Raw genomic sequence first — 15,803 nt, forward strand, 5'->3', positions numbered from 1 at the left:
ATTGATCGTTTTTAGTATGATCAAATCCCGACAGAGTATGCGAAATAAAAACAATCATTAATTACCTAAATAAAGCAGTTTATAGTGTTTTTGTTGCATAAATTAATTCACATCATGAACCTGAATAAAGTCTATGCTGTTCAAGATAAAGACGCACAGTCTCAGGCAAAAGGTAACGAATGGGCTCTCCACGCCGGACCCTCGCTCTAATATCCGTCGAAGAAATCGCTAAGGCGGGAACCTCCAGGTAATGAATTTTACCCTGAGTCTCAGGATGTTCCTGTTGAACCTTCAGAAAAAAATCACTGGCATCAAACCCTGGGCGCGCTGCGCCAATATATTGAACTAACCTAAAGATTTCTTCCGCCTCACGCCAAGAAAAGATCTCTAACAAAGCATCTGATCCTGTAATAAAATAAAGCTCATGGTCCGGCCAGTCACGGCGTAAAACACGCAAGGTTTCAACCGTGTAGGACGGCCCCTCCCTCTCAATTTCCACCCGTGAAATATCAAAGGCCGGGTTATCATGAATAGCTAGTTTCACCATCTCATAGCGCATTTCTGCTGCTGAGATGTCTTTTCTGTCTTTATGTGGAGGCGTCCCCGTCGGTATAAATAACACTTTGCTCAACTTAAACTCAGCGCGTGCCATTTCCGCAGCAACCAGATGCCCATAATGAATCGGGTCAAAAGTCCCACCCATAATTCCCAGTCTATTCACTTTTTCTTTTGGATTATTCATTAGTCTTTCTCCATGGTCTAAAGCTGCTCAACTTCGGCGCTTAATTTATTGATAGCTTATTATTTATGTAAAGTTCGCTAGCAGAGTACAATCTCTCTCATATGTATTATGCCATAGTATATCGGCTGTGTATACCAAGAACGAGGTTACTCTATTCAGCGACTGCCTGGGCACTTATTTACAAAGCCCAAAAAATGTTCCATATTGCAACAAGAGATTACCACTCTTCCTAATTGATTTCCACCCTGTTCCGGCCCTTCGCTTTAGCTTGATACAGCTTTTCATCACTCTTTTGAATAATTTCGCTTCCCGTCAGATAATCCTTTGAATTTTTATGAAAAATACCCATGCTCACGGTTAAATGAATATTTTCTTTACCATCTATATTAAAGCTTAGCCCTTCAATCTTTTCCCGAATTCTTTCACACATCTGCCATGTACCTTGTTTATCGATTTCAGGTAAAACAAGGCTAAATTCTTCTCCGCCATATCTGCTTACGATATCTCCTTTGCGCACTGAATTCTTTAAAATGTTGGCGAGTTCTTTCAAAACGATATTTCCTGAGGTATGTCCATATGTGTCATTAATTCTTTTGAAGTGATCGACATCGATCATGACAAATGCTATGTCACCATCTTTTCTTTGTTGTTTAGCAAGTTCCTTCTCAAACAAATCAACGAGTAATGCATGATTATATAAACCCGTTAACCTATCTTTCATTGCCAGTTCCTTTAATAGGTCCTGACTTTCTTTAAACCGCAGTGCTGATTGAATTCTGGCAATGACTTCTATTTCATCTATAGGCTTTTTTATATAGTCAAAGGCACCATACTCCAGAGCCTTTTTTACATCGATTCCTTCTGCTTTTGCAGTCACCATAATAACAGGAATGTCATTCACTTCATCATTTTCCTTTAACAACTTACAAACCTCAAAACCATCCAACCCAGGCATCATAATATCCAGCAGAATGACGTCCGGTAGAAGTTTCAGTGTCATTTCAAGAACACTTAACCCATTATCCGTTGAGTACACGATAAAATTTTCATCTTCTAAAATATCCGTTAACAACTTTACATTCAGCTTATGATCATCGACGACCAATACTTTTCTTCCATTCAAATTACATGACTCCGATCCAATTTTTTTCGAATCCGTTGTTATTTACTTATCTTGATTTTCTTGAGAATTCTCAAGGTCAACATTTTCACTCGATACATCTATAGGCAGATAAACAGTAAAACAACTTCCCATTCCCAGTGAACTTGTAACCTCAATTCTACCCCCAAGAAGTTCAACAAAACTTTTAGTTATGGATAGTCCAAGCCCCGTTCCTCCAACTTTACGGGTGTAAGAACCGTCCACTTGTCTGAACTCATCAAAGATATTTTGGAGATTTTCAGCGGCAATCCCAATCCCTTGGTCTTTTACTTTTATACAATAATCATTCGAAATCCTCTCAACTTGAATTTTTATTGTTCCTTTTTCGGAATACTTTATGGCATTGCTTATGAGATTAATCAGAATCTGTTTTATCTTAAGCCTATCACTTTTCATTATCATATTATTTTCACTTGATAAGATTTCACATTCATATTCTAAGTTTTTAGATTCGACTAATGTTTTTGTCATATCATTTACTTCTACAATTGCATCATTTAAACTAAAGGTTTCAGTTTGGATGTTCATTTTCCCGGCTTCCATCTTAGAATAATCTAAAAGATTACTGATTAAGTCTAATAGATGATAGGCTTCTTCTTTAACAATTTTTAAGTTCTCGAGCTGGGTAGCCGGGAGGATATCTCCGGATTTCTTAATAACACGGGTGGTGAAACCAATAATTGAGTTAAGTGGAGTTCTTAATTCATGAGACACATTCGCTAAAAACTGGCTTTTTGACTTATTTGCCTCGTTAGCTTCGTTCATTTGTACTTGTATAGCTTCATTCTTAACACATAATTCATCTTCTCTTGTTTGGATCGCAATCAGCATCAGATTAAAATTCTTAATTAACACGGCTAAATCTTTGTCGGTTGTCAATTGTATGGGTGTTTGATAATTATGTTTTGTGATGTTCTCCGTAGCGGCAATCAACATTTTAATTGGATTAGTTATCGATAATGAAGTGAAAATCGAGACTAAAATTGCCGAGATTGTTATGATCAGTCCTCCGATGAGGATTGATAGATAGGTATTAAATTGTGTCGTTATCAAGTTCTCGCTTTTTTCTCCTAATAATTTCTTCCCTTCATTATTAATATCATCAAGAATGGCACTTAAATTATCTCTTAATTCCTTCCCTTTATCTGAGTGAAAAAGATCTTCTGCCTTTTCAGGTCCATTCGGAGGCAATCCGGGTATGAAATCAGGGGGTCCCTCCAGAAAGGAGCTCTGAAGTTGAACCCGAGTATTATTGTCCGATGAAAGTATTTCCATTCGCTTTTGGGCGAGGATATCCATTTGAAACCCCAACCATAGTCGATATGCTTTGCTGAGATCTTCCAGCATTATCAATTGTGTCTCATTCCCAGAAACCAGCCGTTTAAGTCCATCATAATGGAATTGAAAATCCGACCTCCCTGTATTATAGGGTTCCAGAAATTTTTCGTCCCCGGTGATGATATACCCCCTTCCCCCTGCATCAATATTGAAAATACATCTTAAAATCGCATCAGATTCTCGCAATGCCTGATAATTGGAAAGGTTTGTCGCAACAACCTTAGACACTTTAGTAAAATTCATATATGTGTAGCCAAGAACCATCAACATAAGAACTATGGAAATGCCAAAACCTAAGTATAGTTTTTGCCTGATCGTAAGCCTATTTGATATCACTCAGTCTCCCCCTAATGATTGTGATAATTTTAATTTTTTATTATAATCAATTAAAACAAGATTTTTCCAAAAATATAATTTTTATAATATTATACGTGTTATTGTTGTAAAACTCAATCTCATGTCATTATTTGTCGCTTTTTAAGTTTCTCGTTCTGCAGCGCACATTTGCATAAGGACAGTTTGGCAACTTCCTGCTACGACCGAATTTTCTCGTCCCCCTTTTAAAGGCAAAACTCTTATCTGTAATTCGGCCGACCGTGGAATGAGATTGGTATACAGTCAATATACAATCAATAAACTATTTATAATGGAAAGGATGTGAATACACCTGGTTTACAGTTAGTGCGTAGGAAAAATCTATTATCAGCTATTGCTTCCTTGCATTTAGGTAAGAAGTTTAAACATTATATGGGTAAAACGCAAGTTAAGGTATCTTCAACCCTGACCTGCGTTTTACCTTAGAGAAGATTCTTATTGGTTTGCAGATAGATGCTTCCTGGTACGTGAATATCATTTTATGATCCTTTTGGATAGACCGCTTCCTAAAAGACTCGAACTGTTATTTCTAAACTAACTTATTTTTTGAATCAAGATAGATGCATCTGCATTGCTCACAGTCCCGCCTGCCAGAGTCTGCAGGGTAGCCGCCGCCGCACTGGTATGGTTGCGCAAGGTTAGAACATCGCCTGCACCAGCTGTAATAATTACCATGCCTGGGTTTGGTTGAGTGCCCGCCCCTGAGCCATAGGTAGCACCAGCGACGGGAACGTTATTTTGGAAGAGGGTAAACTGGTTTGGTTCAACGGCTGCAACATTAAACCATATAGAGTAGGTGCCGGCTGTACCAATGATAATTGGAGCTGTTCCCGGGGCATGGGTTATACTGCCTACAATTACCCCGTTATCACTGAACAATATATCTGCTTCCAAAGGAACGACTTGAAGGCCTAAATTATAGATATAAGCAAACTCTTCCAGTCCTGCTCCTGTTGTTCCCGTTGCACCTGTTATTCCTGCTGCCCCTGTAGCTCCTGTGGCTCCTGTTGCTCCCGTTGCTCCTGTTGCTCCTGTTGCTCCTGCTTCTCCTGCTGCCCCTGTGGCTCCTGTGGCTCCTGTTGCTCCTGTTGCTCCCGTTGCTCCTGCTACTCCTGTCGCTCCTGTCGCTCCTGCTTCTCCTGCTGCCCCTGTGGCTCCTGTTGCTCCCGTTGCTCCTGCTGCTCCTGTATCTCCTGTGGCTCCTGTGGCTCCTGTGGCTCCTGTGGTTCCTGTGGTTCCTGTGGCTCCTGTCGCTCCTGTATCTCCTGTTACTCCTCCTGGCGTTCCGGTTGCCCCTGTTGCCCCTGTGGCTCCTGTCGCTCCCGTGGCTCCCGTGACTCCTGTGGCTCCTGTCGCTCCTGTTGCTCCCGTGGCTCCTGTCGCCCCCGTATCTCCTGTTGTTCCTCCAGGCGTTCCGGTCGCCCCGGTCGCTCCAACTTCTCCTGTTGCCCCCGTTGCTCCTGTTGCCCCCGCTGCTCCTGTTACTCCTGTACATACACATGGACACGGACTATAGTTTATGAGCAAAAAAGGCGGATTGGCACTTCCAGTACTTGCGTATCCAATGATTGTATCTTCTTTATTTTCAATTCCGATAAGTGTGATGCCATAATTCGGATGACAAGAATTAGCCCAACTTTGAACTAAATCCTTAATATCAACTCCGATATAAGATCCTAAGTTACTGTCGGTAACATTAAAAGAATAAGGAGAAATAAGAATATTTGGCGCTGTATCCCAAGTTACGGTTAATTGATTAAAGTCACTTTCATTTTCATATATTGTTACAATTTGCGGAGAAAGCTCTGTATCAGATTTATCTTTTCTATTTACAAAGAGAAAAAGTGTAGCACTGCATATTGTATCTGTACAAAGTAAATTAACGTTAAACTTTAATAACGTTCTATAGGCATCCGGTTTACAACGATTTGGCGTAGTTATAAGATATTGCCCTGTAAACAATTGATTAACAGTTCCAAAATTAGTACTTTGATAAAATTGGGATATATAAACGCTATCTGTAGGGAAAACATCTATAGTTGCCATTTACTTACCACCTTAATTCTATTTTTCCTATAATATTCCATTTTTACCATGGATGTCACTTTGAGCTTGTCGAGCTAAAATTTTTCCCAAGCCATTTAACAGCCTGTTCAGTTTCTCGCTCTTCAGCGTATGAGACAATTTGCAACTTTGAGACACTGTTCTCTGCAATGAAGCAGAGCCCACATCAGGCAGACATACCAGTACACTGGGAAATATGTTTGAAATAAGAACACGGGTGCAGGAAGATTGTTCTTCCTGCACCCGTGTTCTTATTCTGTCCGTCCGCTCAATCAAGTCCGATCAGTTATCCTATCCGAACTGCCACCCAGGACGCAACCACTCGTTTCAAGTCCTAATCGTGTGCTTCTCCTTACACGATTTTAGTGGTCCACTCTTCCAGATTCCAGACATCCGTCACCCAGTCTTCGTAAAACTCCAGTTCGTGAGAAACGACGATGACTGTCCCTTTATATTCCATAATTGCTTTCTTGAGCTCAGCCTTAGCATCCACATCCAAATGATTGGTAGGCTCGTCAAGGACCAACCAGTTCACGTCTTTCAGCATCAGCTTACACAACCGAACTTTAGCGTTCTCTCCCCCGCTCAAGACCATCATCTTACTGGAGATGTGTTCGCTGGTCAAACCGCACCTGGCCAAGGCCCCGCGCACTTCGGAATTGGTAAGTCCGGGGAATTCACCCCAAACTTCTTCCAAGGCGGTCTTAGAATTTTTGCGACTGGATTCTTGCTCGAAATAACCCGGGTAAAGATAGTCTCCCAGCTCAACTTCACCGGATACAGGTTGAATATACCCCAGTAAAGTCTTTAGTAAGGTAGATTTTCCCAATCCGTTAACCCCGCGGATTGCAACCTTCTGCCCGCGTTCCAGTGCCAAATCCAAAGGCCGAGTCAAAGGCTCATCATAGCCCAGTACAATACCCCTAGCCTCAAAAATCATCTTTCCCGGTGATCGAGCTTCCTTAAATCTAAACTTTGGTTGAATTCTCTCCCTTGGCCGCTCAATCAGATCCATTTTTTCCAGCTGTTTCTGCCGGCTTTTGGCCCGCCCGGTTGTTGAAATCCGTGCTTTATTGCGGGCAATAAAGTCCTCGAGTCGATCTACCTCTTTTTGCTGCTTATCATAGGCTTTAATTTCCTGGATCTTTCGAGTTTCTAAGAGTGCCATAAACTGCTCGTAGTTTCCGGTATAGCGTGTCAATAAGGCATTTTCCACGTGATAGATGACATTAATAACGCTATTCATAAACGGCACATCGTGAGACACGAGGATAAAGGCATTTTCATACTGATTAAGATAACGTTTGAGCCACTCAATATGCTCAACATCTAAAAAGTTAGTTGGCTCATCCAAAATTAAAATGCTGGGATTTTGAAGCAACAATTTGGTCAATAAAACCTTTGTCCTCTGGCCCCCGCTCAAATCTGCGACATCTTTTTCGAGACCAATTTCTCCAAGACCCAGTCCATTCGCAATCTCTTCAATCTTCGTATCAATCATATAAAAACCGTTGTGTTCTAAAATGCTCTGAATCTCTCCTACCTCATCCAGGAGCTTATTCATTTCGCTTTCAGAAACATTGCCCATTCGATCATACATTTCCAAGGTTTCTGCTTCCAGGTCATACATCCCTTGAAATGCCTCTTTGAGCACGTCCCGGATGGTCTTCCCTTTAGTCAAAACCGTATGCTGATCTAAATAGCCGACGGTTACCCGATTCGACCATTCCACTTTACCCTTGTCTGGCATAAGCTTGCCCGTAATAATATCCAGAAAGGTTGATTTCCCTTCTCCGTTGGCTCCCACTAAGCCAACGTGCTCACCCTTTAATAAGCGAAAACTAACATCTTCAAATATTTTACGTCCACCAAATCCATGGCTGACATTTTCAACACTTAATACGCTCATTTGACTTAACTTCTCTCCCTTAATTGTAACTATATTTATTATCTAATTCTTAATAAACTTCCACCAAGCCTAAATCTTCCCTGGAACCTAAAGCGGCTAAACCAGGTTACTTGTCAAACATTCCACCGACTTTGCGTCGTTTGATGCCCTTCCTCTTCTCCCCAATTTTTTGAGTCGCTTTCATTGGGCCGCCTTGTTGGGAACTCTTCAGTTTCTTTTCTTCCACTAACTTTTTCATCAGATCTAAGGTTTTCTCATCCATATTTTTATCCTCCAATTATTTTAAGGTAAATCGCTGAATCAAATCTGCCCTGTACATAGGGCCTCGTGCATGCGCCTCATTTTATCCCTTGTTTTGTTCTATTTTTTCTGCCAACTCCGTCAAATACGTCCAACGTTCCAGCAAATCATCCAGCTTCTGTTCAAGGGTTTTCTGAAGTTTGACTAACTCTGTTAGCTTTCCAAAATCACTGCCGGAATCATTCATGTCTTGATTGATTTTTTGTAATTCTTCTTCCGCTTGGGCAATCTGAGCATCAATCTGGGCATACTCTTGTTGCTCTTTATAGCTCATTTTCAGCGGACGCTCTTTTTTCTTCTCTGACCCTGCCTTATCTAAATCAGCATCCATGCCTCGGAATGTTTTTGCCAACGAAGCTAATTTGACAGCCTGTTCTGCTTCTTGCTCTGCAGCGTACACCTGCTCACGATAGTCCGAGTAATTTCCGGCATAGGACCGGATTTTCCCGTCGCCTTCAAAGGCAAAAATCTTATCTGTAACCCGATCCAGAAAATACCGGTCATGAGAAACCGCAATTACCGCTCCCGGGAAATCATCCAGATAGCTTTCCAAGATAGTAAGAGTTTGAATATCTAAATCATTGGTCGGCTCATCCAACAAGAGCACATTTGGCGCTCCCATTAAGATCCGCAAAAGATACAACCTTCGTTTTTCCCCACCGGAGAGTTTACCGATCTGTGTCCACTGAACAGCCGGTGGAAATAAAAAGCGCTCCAGCATTTGAGAGGCGGTTATAAAACCGCCATCTGCCGTGGGAATCACTTCCGCAATGGCTTTAATCTCATCAATCACTCGACGCTCCGGATCCATATAGGTATTTTCCTGAGAAAAATATCCCACATTGACTGTCGAGCCCAGTTCTATACTGCCGCTATCCGGTGTCAGGTTGCCTACAATCAAGTTTAGCAATGTTGACTTGCCGCTCCCATTGGGACCAATAATGCCTATCCGGTCATCTCTCAAGAGAATATAGCTGAAATCTTTGATGACCACACCCCGGTTGGCAAACTCTTTTCGCACTTCATTGCATTCAAGGATCTTCTTACCTAAACGTGACGCCCCTGTGGGCATTTCAATCCGATCCCCATACTCCACAGGTTTATCAGCCTGCAACTTTTCAAAACGCTCAATCCTGGCCTTTTGCTTCGTGGTTCGGGCTTTAGCGCCTCTTCGCATCCAAGCAAGTTCATTGCGAAAGAGATTTTGGCGTTTTCTCTCAGTCACTTCAACCTGCTCCTCCCGCTCCGCTTTTAACTCTAAAAAGCGACTATAGTTACCGGGATAAGGATACAGTTTACCCTGGTCTAATTCTAATACTCGCCCCACCACACGATCAAGAAAATACCGATCGTGGGTGATCATAACCAGGGCACCTTTGCGTTTATTAAGATACTGTTCCAGCCAATCTACGGTATCATTGTCAATGTGGTTTGTTGGCTCATCCAGCATCAGGATATCTGTAGGGTTAATGAGAGCACTTGCTAATGCAACTCGTTTTCTCTGCCCACCCGAAAGAGTTCCCACTAAAGTATCAAACCTTGAAATCCCCAGCTTATTCAGGATGGTCTTAGCCTCATTTTCAAGTTGCCAAGCATCCAACTCATCCATCTGCTGGCCTAAATCAATTAATCTTTGTTGCAACTTCGGATCATCGGAATACTCATTTAGCTTTTCTAAGGCTAATTCATACTCTCGCAACAATTTCATAACCGGGGAATTTCCTTTGAAAACCTGCTGCAACACCGTCGCGGAGTCTTCGAATTCCGGATTTTGGGGGAGGTACTCTAAGCGGACACTATTTCCCGTGGTAACCTTGCCCTGATCTGGCCACTCGTTACCTGCCAATATTTTAAGCAATGTAGACTTACCCGTCCCATTGACTCCAATAATCCCTATTTTTTCCCCCTCGTCAATCCCGAAGGAAATATCCGTAAATAGAACCTTTTCACCATAACTTTTCGTCAAATTCTCAGCAGTTAAGACATTCATGCCGGCCCTCTTCTCCTTAGCAAAAGCTGTACAACACCTTATTATATCACAGTTCCTTAAACGATGCCGAATAAAGCAACTTACCACGCTGGCCAAGGATGGCCGAGTGTCCCTCTAGCCAAGACTTGAACATGGACTTTCGAAATAAAAGTCCCATAACTGAGCATCAATTTGGCACAGTTATGGGACTTTTATATAACTAGAATCCTGCTAAGAAACCTCTTCATCGGCTAATCCCTTTAAAATCTCATGGGCACTGCGACGTAAAGCTCCAACAATTTTCGATGACTCGACTTTCAATTTTTCCCTCTCAATTGCGGCAATGGTGCTCTTTTCTTCCAGGGACTTTATACGTTGACGAGTTTCTTCAGACCCTTTCAGCATAAGATACATCTCATCTTGACGAGAACGCATGACATCCATGTCTGTCTTTAAATTACTTACGTCTGTCTTTAATATACTTACGTCTGTCCTTAAATCACTTACGTCTGTCTTTAATGTACTTACGTCTGTCCTTAAATCACTTACGTCTGTCTTTAATGTATTTACGTCACTCTTTAGCATACTTACGTCAGTCTTTAGCATACTTACGTCAGTCTTTAGTATACTTACGTCACTCTTCAAACTACTTACGTCTGTCTGTATAACCTCAAGGACACCAAGAACTTTTCCGAACATCTCCCGAGTTTCTTGATCCACGTCTCTCCCCCCTAGAATCTCAACTCTCTCTATTTGTCACTATTTTACAAGTCCAACAGCGGTTTGTCCATCGATTTCTAATTTTTATTCTAATTGCCTCAAACTAACAAGACTATCTGAAATGATAATCTCCAACGAAGCTTAGCCGACTTTCTTTTGCACCATAATATCCAGAATAATTCGGTCCACCTCATAGCTGGCATCATTAGCCAGCCGTCCAAGGTTCTCGATGGTTTGTTCAGCCGTTCTTTCAATAATGCCATCCGTGGCTTGAATAGTTTTACCCTCCACAGCCATGATCGCAGACTGAACAGCAGCACTCGTACAGGTCGATAACTTCAAAGCACACCCAGCCTTAGCTCCATCACAGAACATTCCCGTCGTATTGCCCTGCATATTCTGGATAGCCGACTTTATTTCTGCTTTTCCTCCTCCAAGCAAATAGGCGATACCGCAGCTTGCACCGGTCCCGGACGCGGTTGCACCACATAAAGCAGAAAGTCGTCCAATCTTTAACTTAATGTAAATGGCGATCAGATTACTTAACGTTACAGCACGAATCAGTTGTTCCCTCGATACCTGCAATTTCTCTCCTGCAGCTACAACAGGCAAAGTCGCTGAAATCCCTTGATTTCCGCTTCCGGAATTACTCATTACCGGCATAGTACATCCGGACATCCTGGCATCCGAGGCCCCGGCTGTCAGAGCCATAGCATGAGTTATTAAATCATCGGAAAGCATTCCTTTACCGACACTATTTTTAATCGTTTTTCCTACCTCTAAACCATAGGCATTCGATAACCCCTCTAACCCAACATTCGTATTGAGTTCAATGGCCTTCTTAATAATTGTCAGATCACTAATTTGCGCCCGCTGAACAAACTCCCATATGGAGTCTATCGTGATAAACGAATCCTCGCTTCTCCCACTGTCACCGGTCCCACTTGCACCAGATTCATCCGCACTCAACCTGTTTATCAATAAATTCCCGTCCAATTCAACAAGTACAACCTGAGTATGTTCGTCTGCGACAACCACTCGCGCGTATGATTGTGGGGTCTTAAGGATCACCTCAACATAGAGCTTTTTCAAAGTATCTGCTAATCCCACCGTAACCTTCCCCTGCTCGATCATAGTCTTCGCGTTTTCTACATCCCGAGGAGTCAGTCCTTCTAATACTTCAAGCCCTTTAGAAAAATCTCCTGCAATTACCCCTAACGCTGCGGCAAGATCAACTCCACAGCCCTGGGCACCGGGAATTGCCACAGCCATTGCATTCTTGAGCACATTAGGGCTGGCTAAAACTCTCACCGAAGTAATTATATCTCCTTTGACATGCTTTTTAGCTAGAGCAGCTGCAAAGGCAATCGCCATTGGTTCAGTACATCCGAGTGTTACGACAAGTTCCTTTTCTAAACGTTCTAAAAACTTCTTGTATTCCATGTTGCAATTCCCCCTGTTTTTAACGAAGCTATCTCATTGATCAATTGTAAAAATTCATTTCTAAGTTGTCTTAATCATTTGATTATAACCTATTTTAATTCTTTGCGTTGTCTTTTAGATGATAATTATGATAAGCCAGTAAATAAAAAAAGCTAGCTCTTAGTTAACTGATAATTCAGAAACTAAAAACAGCCTCAAATTCAGACTTCAACCGACTGGGATCATTTGAATTTTGATTCACGCAACCCTAAGATCTCTGATACTTTGAGCTTAGATCAAGTTTACGACTGGAATAAAATTCGTTAATTAATACATCTAATTTGCAACTTATACTGACAACTCTATGATCCGTCAGGTTTTTATCTGAAGCAATTTCATGCATCTTTAATCTTAATTCTTCAATTTGCTCATCTATTATCTGTTTCACAATCCAAAAACCTCGTTTCAAAAAATATCGAATCCTCCGCTATTCTAATATATTTTCTTGAGAACATCAACGATGTATAAGATAATCTTTTGTCGGAAAATGGAAAAAATATGATTACTGCCAAAAAATATTCATTTTAAAAAAACATTTAATAATTCCAGCCATCTTTTACTCATTTATTATGAGTAACACGTCTCCTTTGGCTACCCCTTATTAGGCATCAACGCGATAATTATCATTATTTGCATCTATTTTAATAAAAAACATAACAAGAATAATTATACTTTTCTGAAAAATTTGTCAACTTAAGGCTCACAATATCTGGATGAAATTGGCCTGAAGTTAAAAAACTAGCGGCACTTTTGGCACTACCGTCATTACTATTTAAAGCCTCACATCTTGAGAAAAGAACGTGGGGGCATTCTCTGATTTCTCAAAGACAAAAGAAAGGAGTGATGGCATAAATTGTAATCGCATTGTATAATGATTATAAATGAAGGGAGATACGGGCTTGCAAGTTGTATATTCCAGAGTTGCAGTTAAAGCTATCAATAGTTTTGATAAATCTGTAAAGCAGAGAATCAAATCAGGAATAGAAGGACTGCTTAAAGTACCACCAAAGGGCGATATTAAGCAGATGCAGGGCATAAATCCTCCTGTTCTTCGTTTACGAATAGGAAAATATCGGGTATTATATGAGTATACTAATATTAATGACGAAGAAATTTTAATAATTAAGGATATCGGATCACGAGGGGACATTTACAAGTAAAGGAGAAGATAGTATGTCCGTAGTTTCTAAGCGAATTATAGATATGATTGATATGCTTCCTGAGTCGGAACAGGAGTTGGCATTGGAAATGATTAAAAGAATAGTCCTTGCTTGGGACAGTGATTTCACAAAGCTGACGCCTCTTGAGAGAGAGAGATTAACCCAATCCGAAAAAGAAATAGCCAACGGAGAAACCGTTAGCCATTCAGACATTGACTGGAATTAATTTAAAGTAGTGAACGCCCTTTACATTAGTGACTCTGATCTGTCCCACGTCTTGACAAAAGAACGTGGGACTTTTTTGTGCAAAAAGACTTATAAACTTCGATTCAGTCCCCCCAGACCACTTTTCCTCGTTTAATTACTGTCTCAACTGGGTTACTTCCAAAATGATAAGGCAAGTAATTTAGATTGGGAATATCCAGAATAAGCACATCTCCCTGTTTCCCAACCTCTAGACTCCCCACCTGATTTGCTCTGCCGATAGCATGGGCAGCATTAATCGTACACCCAGCCAAAGCTTCTTCAGGAGTAAGCCTGAGGTAGAGACAGGCCAGGGTTATAACAAGAGGCATGGATTCCGTAGGAGAAGATCCGGGATTGGAATCCGTAGCCAACGCTACAGGTACCCCTGCACGAATCATCTCTCTCGCTCTGGCGTAGGAATTTTTAGCAAGGTTAAACGAAGTTGCCGGAAGCAATACTGCAATTACACCTTGTCGTGCCAGAGCTGCAATTCCTTCATCCGAAGCTTGAAGCAAATGATCGGCACTTATAACACCCAGTTTTGCCGCTAATTCTGCCCCTCCCGCTGAAGCTAGTTCATCCGCATGCATTTTTAACTTAAAATTTAACTCCTTCGCCTTAACTAAAATCCGCTCGCTTGATTCGAGACTAAAAACTCCAGGCTCACAAAAAACATCACAGAATTCCGCCAGGTCTTCCACAGCAACCTGCGGTAACATCACATCCACTATGTAGTTTGTAAACTCTTCTTCACTGTACCCCGGTGGAACCGCATGCGCCCCCATAAACGTCGAAACCAAGTCAACCGCCTGTTCTCCATCTAATTCGTGTATAAGACGTAAAGCCCGCAATTCTTCCTCCACCATCAGGCCATACCCGCTCTTCGCCTCAACCGTCGTCGTCCCCATACTCAACATCGTCCGGAGCCGGCGGCTTGTTTGCGCTTTAATTTCTTCATCAGTAGCCAACTTAGTACTTCGAACCGTAGAAAGAATCCCCCCGCCTTGCTTAAGTATCTCAAGATAAGGAACCCCTTTAAGCTTCAAAGACAATTCATTCTCACGAGAACCCGCATAAAGAACATGCGTGTGAGGATCGACAAACCCCGGGGTAACAACCTTACCCAGCGCACTTATTTGCCGTGTATCAGGTCCTGCCCACCCGCCAGCTCGAACTTCCTCTGTAGTGCCAACCGCAACAATCTTTCCCTCACGGATAGCAACAGCACCATCTTCAATCAAACCAATCTCAGACATACCTTCCCCACAGGCCGGACCGTCCGAGTAGCCCCTCAGCGTCGCCATCAATTGGGCGGAATGGATCAAGAGATCCGCATACATCACACAATCAGCTCCATTCAAGTCATTTAGAAAATCTAAAAAAAATACGCAGTGGAAAAGCAGTGAACTCGTTCAACTAAAGTTGAACATGGAAATCTTAACATCGGATGAGACAAGAATGGAACTCGGAACAGTACTCCAAACTCTCTTGGCTATGTTACCCCTACCCTATTGATATAGGATATTAGATATTTGGAGCTTGATCTTCAGTTTTTACTGACTTAGGCTTACCAAATTTCAAGCGACTATGGGCACAATTTTGCTGTTCGACACACATCTCACAGGTGATTGCGCAGGACAAGTTCGGCTTCGTAAGCTTTTCTCCAACCGGAATAACAAGAGTATGAGATTTTATCGGAGACATCAACATCGTTTCCCCTAAAGATATGCCCAGCTCTCCCCCATCCAACAGAGTAAATAAGATTTTCTGAGCTTCCAGGGGAATTTGATAACCACCCGGACATAAGTTATGCCCCGTCTGTAAGCCACGGTCTGACACTTGCTTGACAACCATGCCCCTTAACAATTCTAAAGCTTCATCAAGCGCCACAGTCCCGCAACCATCTAGAACCATCCCATCAAGCATCTCCCCATCTTGAAACAAACGCATTGATTCCTCTTCAAGCCGGGAACCGATGGTTTGGATAGCAATTAAAACCTCCTGAGCCCCCTCAAAGAACGAGGCAGCGGCCCCAACAGGATACTGATTTGCAATAAGAATTTCCCCTGGTCCCGTAACCTCCACCGGTACATAACCATAAATACAGCGAGCATCAACAAGTCCTAACGCTTTGACTCGCATCTCCTCAATGGTTGGCTTAAAGTTTTCACTTCGTTTCGAATCTGCATCCGGCATACCAATACGCCGATAAATCTCTGAAGTATCTAATTTTAAGTTATCCCACTTTATATATTCCATCACTTATCGATCCTCCCAGCCTAAACGAAGAAATCTAAACTTTGCACTTTCTCCACTTTCATATCCCATGCCATGTT

General features: G+C 41.9%; 14 protein-coding genes. 2 read left to right on the forward strand and 12 right to left on the reverse strand.

Annotated elements, in window-relative coordinates; genetic code table 11:
* Positions 1-112: 112 nt before the first annotated feature.
* The 10 genes from nadD to BUB11_RS28700 all read right to left on the reverse strand — a co-directional run bounded on the left by nadD (position 113) and on the right by BUB11_RS28700 (position 12,449).
* Positions 113-742, reverse strand: coding sequence for a nicotinate-nucleotide adenylyltransferase (nadD, locus tag BUB11_RS06565; protein WP_073028719.1), 630 nt, complete (start codon positions 740-742; stop codon positions 113-115).
* A gap of 229 nt (positions 743-971) precedes the next feature.
* The gene (locus tag BUB11_RS06570; protein WP_073028721.1) at positions 972-1,865 is read right to left on the reverse strand and encodes a diguanylate cyclase; all 894 of its coding nucleotides are present in this window, start codon (positions 1,863-1,865) and stop codon (positions 972-974) included.
* A gap of 42 nt (positions 1,866-1,907) precedes the next feature.
* Positions 1,908-3,578, reverse strand: coding sequence for an ATP-binding protein (locus tag BUB11_RS06575; RefSeq protein ID WP_073028723.1), 1,671 nt, complete (start codon positions 3,576-3,578; stop codon positions 1,908-1,910).
* A 573-nt stretch (positions 3,579-4,151) separates the two neighbouring features.
* On the reverse strand, positions 4,152-5,663 hold the full coding sequence (locus BUB11_RS26550) for a DNRLRE domain-containing protein (protein ID WP_084110187.1): 1,512 nt from the start codon (positions 5,661-5,663) through the stop codon (positions 4,152-4,154).
* A 370-nt stretch (positions 5,664-6,033) separates the two neighbouring features.
* Positions 6,034-7,590, reverse strand: a complete 1,557-nt coding sequence (locus BUB11_RS06585) for an ABC-F family ATP-binding cassette domain-containing protein (protein ID WP_073028724.1) — start codon at positions 7,588-7,590, stop codon at positions 6,034-6,036.
* Positions 7,591-7,696: 106 nt separating this feature from the next.
* On the reverse strand, positions 7,697-7,852 hold the full coding sequence (locus BUB11_RS27745; protein ID WP_200797872.1) for a hypothetical protein: 156 nt from the start codon (positions 7,850-7,852) through the stop codon (positions 7,697-7,699).
* An 81-nt stretch (positions 7,853-7,933) separates the two neighbouring features.
* Positions 7,934-9,880, reverse strand: a complete 1,947-nt coding sequence (locus BUB11_RS06590; RefSeq protein ID WP_073028726.1) for an ABC-F family ATP-binding cassette domain-containing protein — start codon at positions 9,878-9,880, stop codon at positions 7,934-7,936.
* A 210-nt stretch (positions 9,881-10,090) separates the two neighbouring features.
* Positions 10,091-10,579 carry a hypothetical protein gene (locus BUB11_RS06595; RefSeq protein ID WP_073028728.1) on the reverse strand — a complete coding sequence of 163 codons (489 nt, stop codon included), beginning with the start codon at positions 10,577-10,579 and terminating at the stop codon, positions 10,091-10,093.
* A 141-nt stretch (positions 10,580-10,720) separates the two neighbouring features.
* Positions 10,721-12,022: an L-cysteine desulfidase family protein gene (locus tag BUB11_RS06600; protein WP_073028730.1), complete on the reverse strand. Its 1,302-nt coding sequence runs from the start codon at positions 12,020-12,022 to the stop codon at positions 10,721-10,723.
* Between the two features lie 247 nt (positions 12,023-12,269).
* Positions 12,270-12,449 carry an aspartyl-phosphate phosphatase Spo0E family protein gene (locus BUB11_RS28700; protein WP_073028897.1) on the reverse strand — a complete coding sequence of 60 codons (180 nt, stop codon included), beginning with the start codon at positions 12,447-12,449 and terminating at the stop codon, positions 12,270-12,272.
* 511 nt (positions 12,450-12,960) lie between these two features.
* Between BUB11_RS28700 and BUB11_RS06610 the strand changes: the two genes are divergently transcribed.
* Both BUB11_RS06610 and BUB11_RS06615 read left to right on the forward strand, forming a co-directional pair.
* Complete coding sequence (locus BUB11_RS06610; RefSeq protein ID WP_200797873.1) at positions 12,961-13,221, forward strand: type II toxin-antitoxin system RelE family toxin; 261 nt, start codon at positions 12,961-12,963, stop codon at positions 13,219-13,221.
* A gap of 13 nt (positions 13,222-13,234) precedes the next feature.
* Complete coding sequence (locus BUB11_RS06615; protein ID WP_073028733.1) at positions 13,235-13,447, forward strand: hypothetical protein; 213 nt, start codon at positions 13,235-13,237, stop codon at positions 13,445-13,447.
* 103 nt (positions 13,448-13,550) lie between these two features.
* Here BUB11_RS06615 and hutI read toward each other — a convergent pair whose 3' ends face one another.
* Positions 13,551-14,810, reverse strand: coding sequence for an imidazolonepropionase (gene hutI / locus BUB11_RS06620; RefSeq protein ID WP_345788572.1), 1,260 nt, complete (start codon positions 14,808-14,810; stop codon positions 13,551-13,553).
* A gap of 181 nt (positions 14,811-14,991) precedes the next feature.
* Positions 14,992-15,726 carry a vitamin B12 dependent methionine synthase gene (locus tag BUB11_RS06625; protein WP_073028736.1) on the reverse strand — a complete coding sequence of 245 codons (735 nt, stop codon included), beginning with the start codon at positions 15,724-15,726 and terminating at the stop codon, positions 14,992-14,994.
* Between the last annotated feature and the right edge of the window lie 77 nt (positions 15,727-15,803).

This window comes from Desulfosporosinus lacus DSM 15449 (genome assembly GCF_900129935.1).
GTDB classification, from domain to species: domain Bacteria; phylum Bacillota; class Desulfitobacteriia; order Desulfitobacteriales; family Desulfitobacteriaceae; genus Desulfosporosinus; species Desulfosporosinus lacus.

Bases quoted from the DNA above. Each gene is read 5' to 3' on its own strand.
- BUB11_RS06615 (WP_073028733.1), top strand. From the start codon at position 13,235: ATGTCCGTAGTTTCTAAGCGAATTATAGATATGATTGATATGCTTCCT.
- BUB11_RS06625 (WP_073028736.1), bottom strand. From the start codon at position 15,726: ATGGAATATATAAAGTGGGATAACTTAAAATTAGATACTTCAGAGATT.
- BUB11_RS27745 (WP_200797872.1), bottom strand. From the start codon at position 7,852: ATGGATGAGAAAACCTTAGATCTGATGAAAAAGTTAGTGGAAGAAAAG.
- nadD (WP_073028719.1), bottom strand. From the start codon at position 742: ATGAATAATCCAAAAGAAAAAGTGAATAGACTGGGAATTATGGGTGGG.
- BUB11_RS06585 (WP_073028724.1), bottom strand. From the start codon at position 7,590: ATGAGCGTATTAAGTGTTGAAAATGTCAGCCATGGATTTGGTGGACGT.
- BUB11_RS06600 (WP_073028730.1), bottom strand. From the start codon at position 12,022: ATGGAATACAAGAAGTTTTTAGAACGTTTAGAAAAGGAACTTGTCGTA.
- BUB11_RS06590 (WP_073028726.1), bottom strand. From the start codon at position 9,880: ATGAATGTCTTAACTGCTGAGAATTTGACGAAAAGTTATGGTGAAAAG.
- BUB11_RS26550 (WP_084110187.1), bottom strand. From the start codon at position 5,663: ATGGCAACTATAGATGTTTTCCCTACAGATAGCGTTTATATATCCCAA.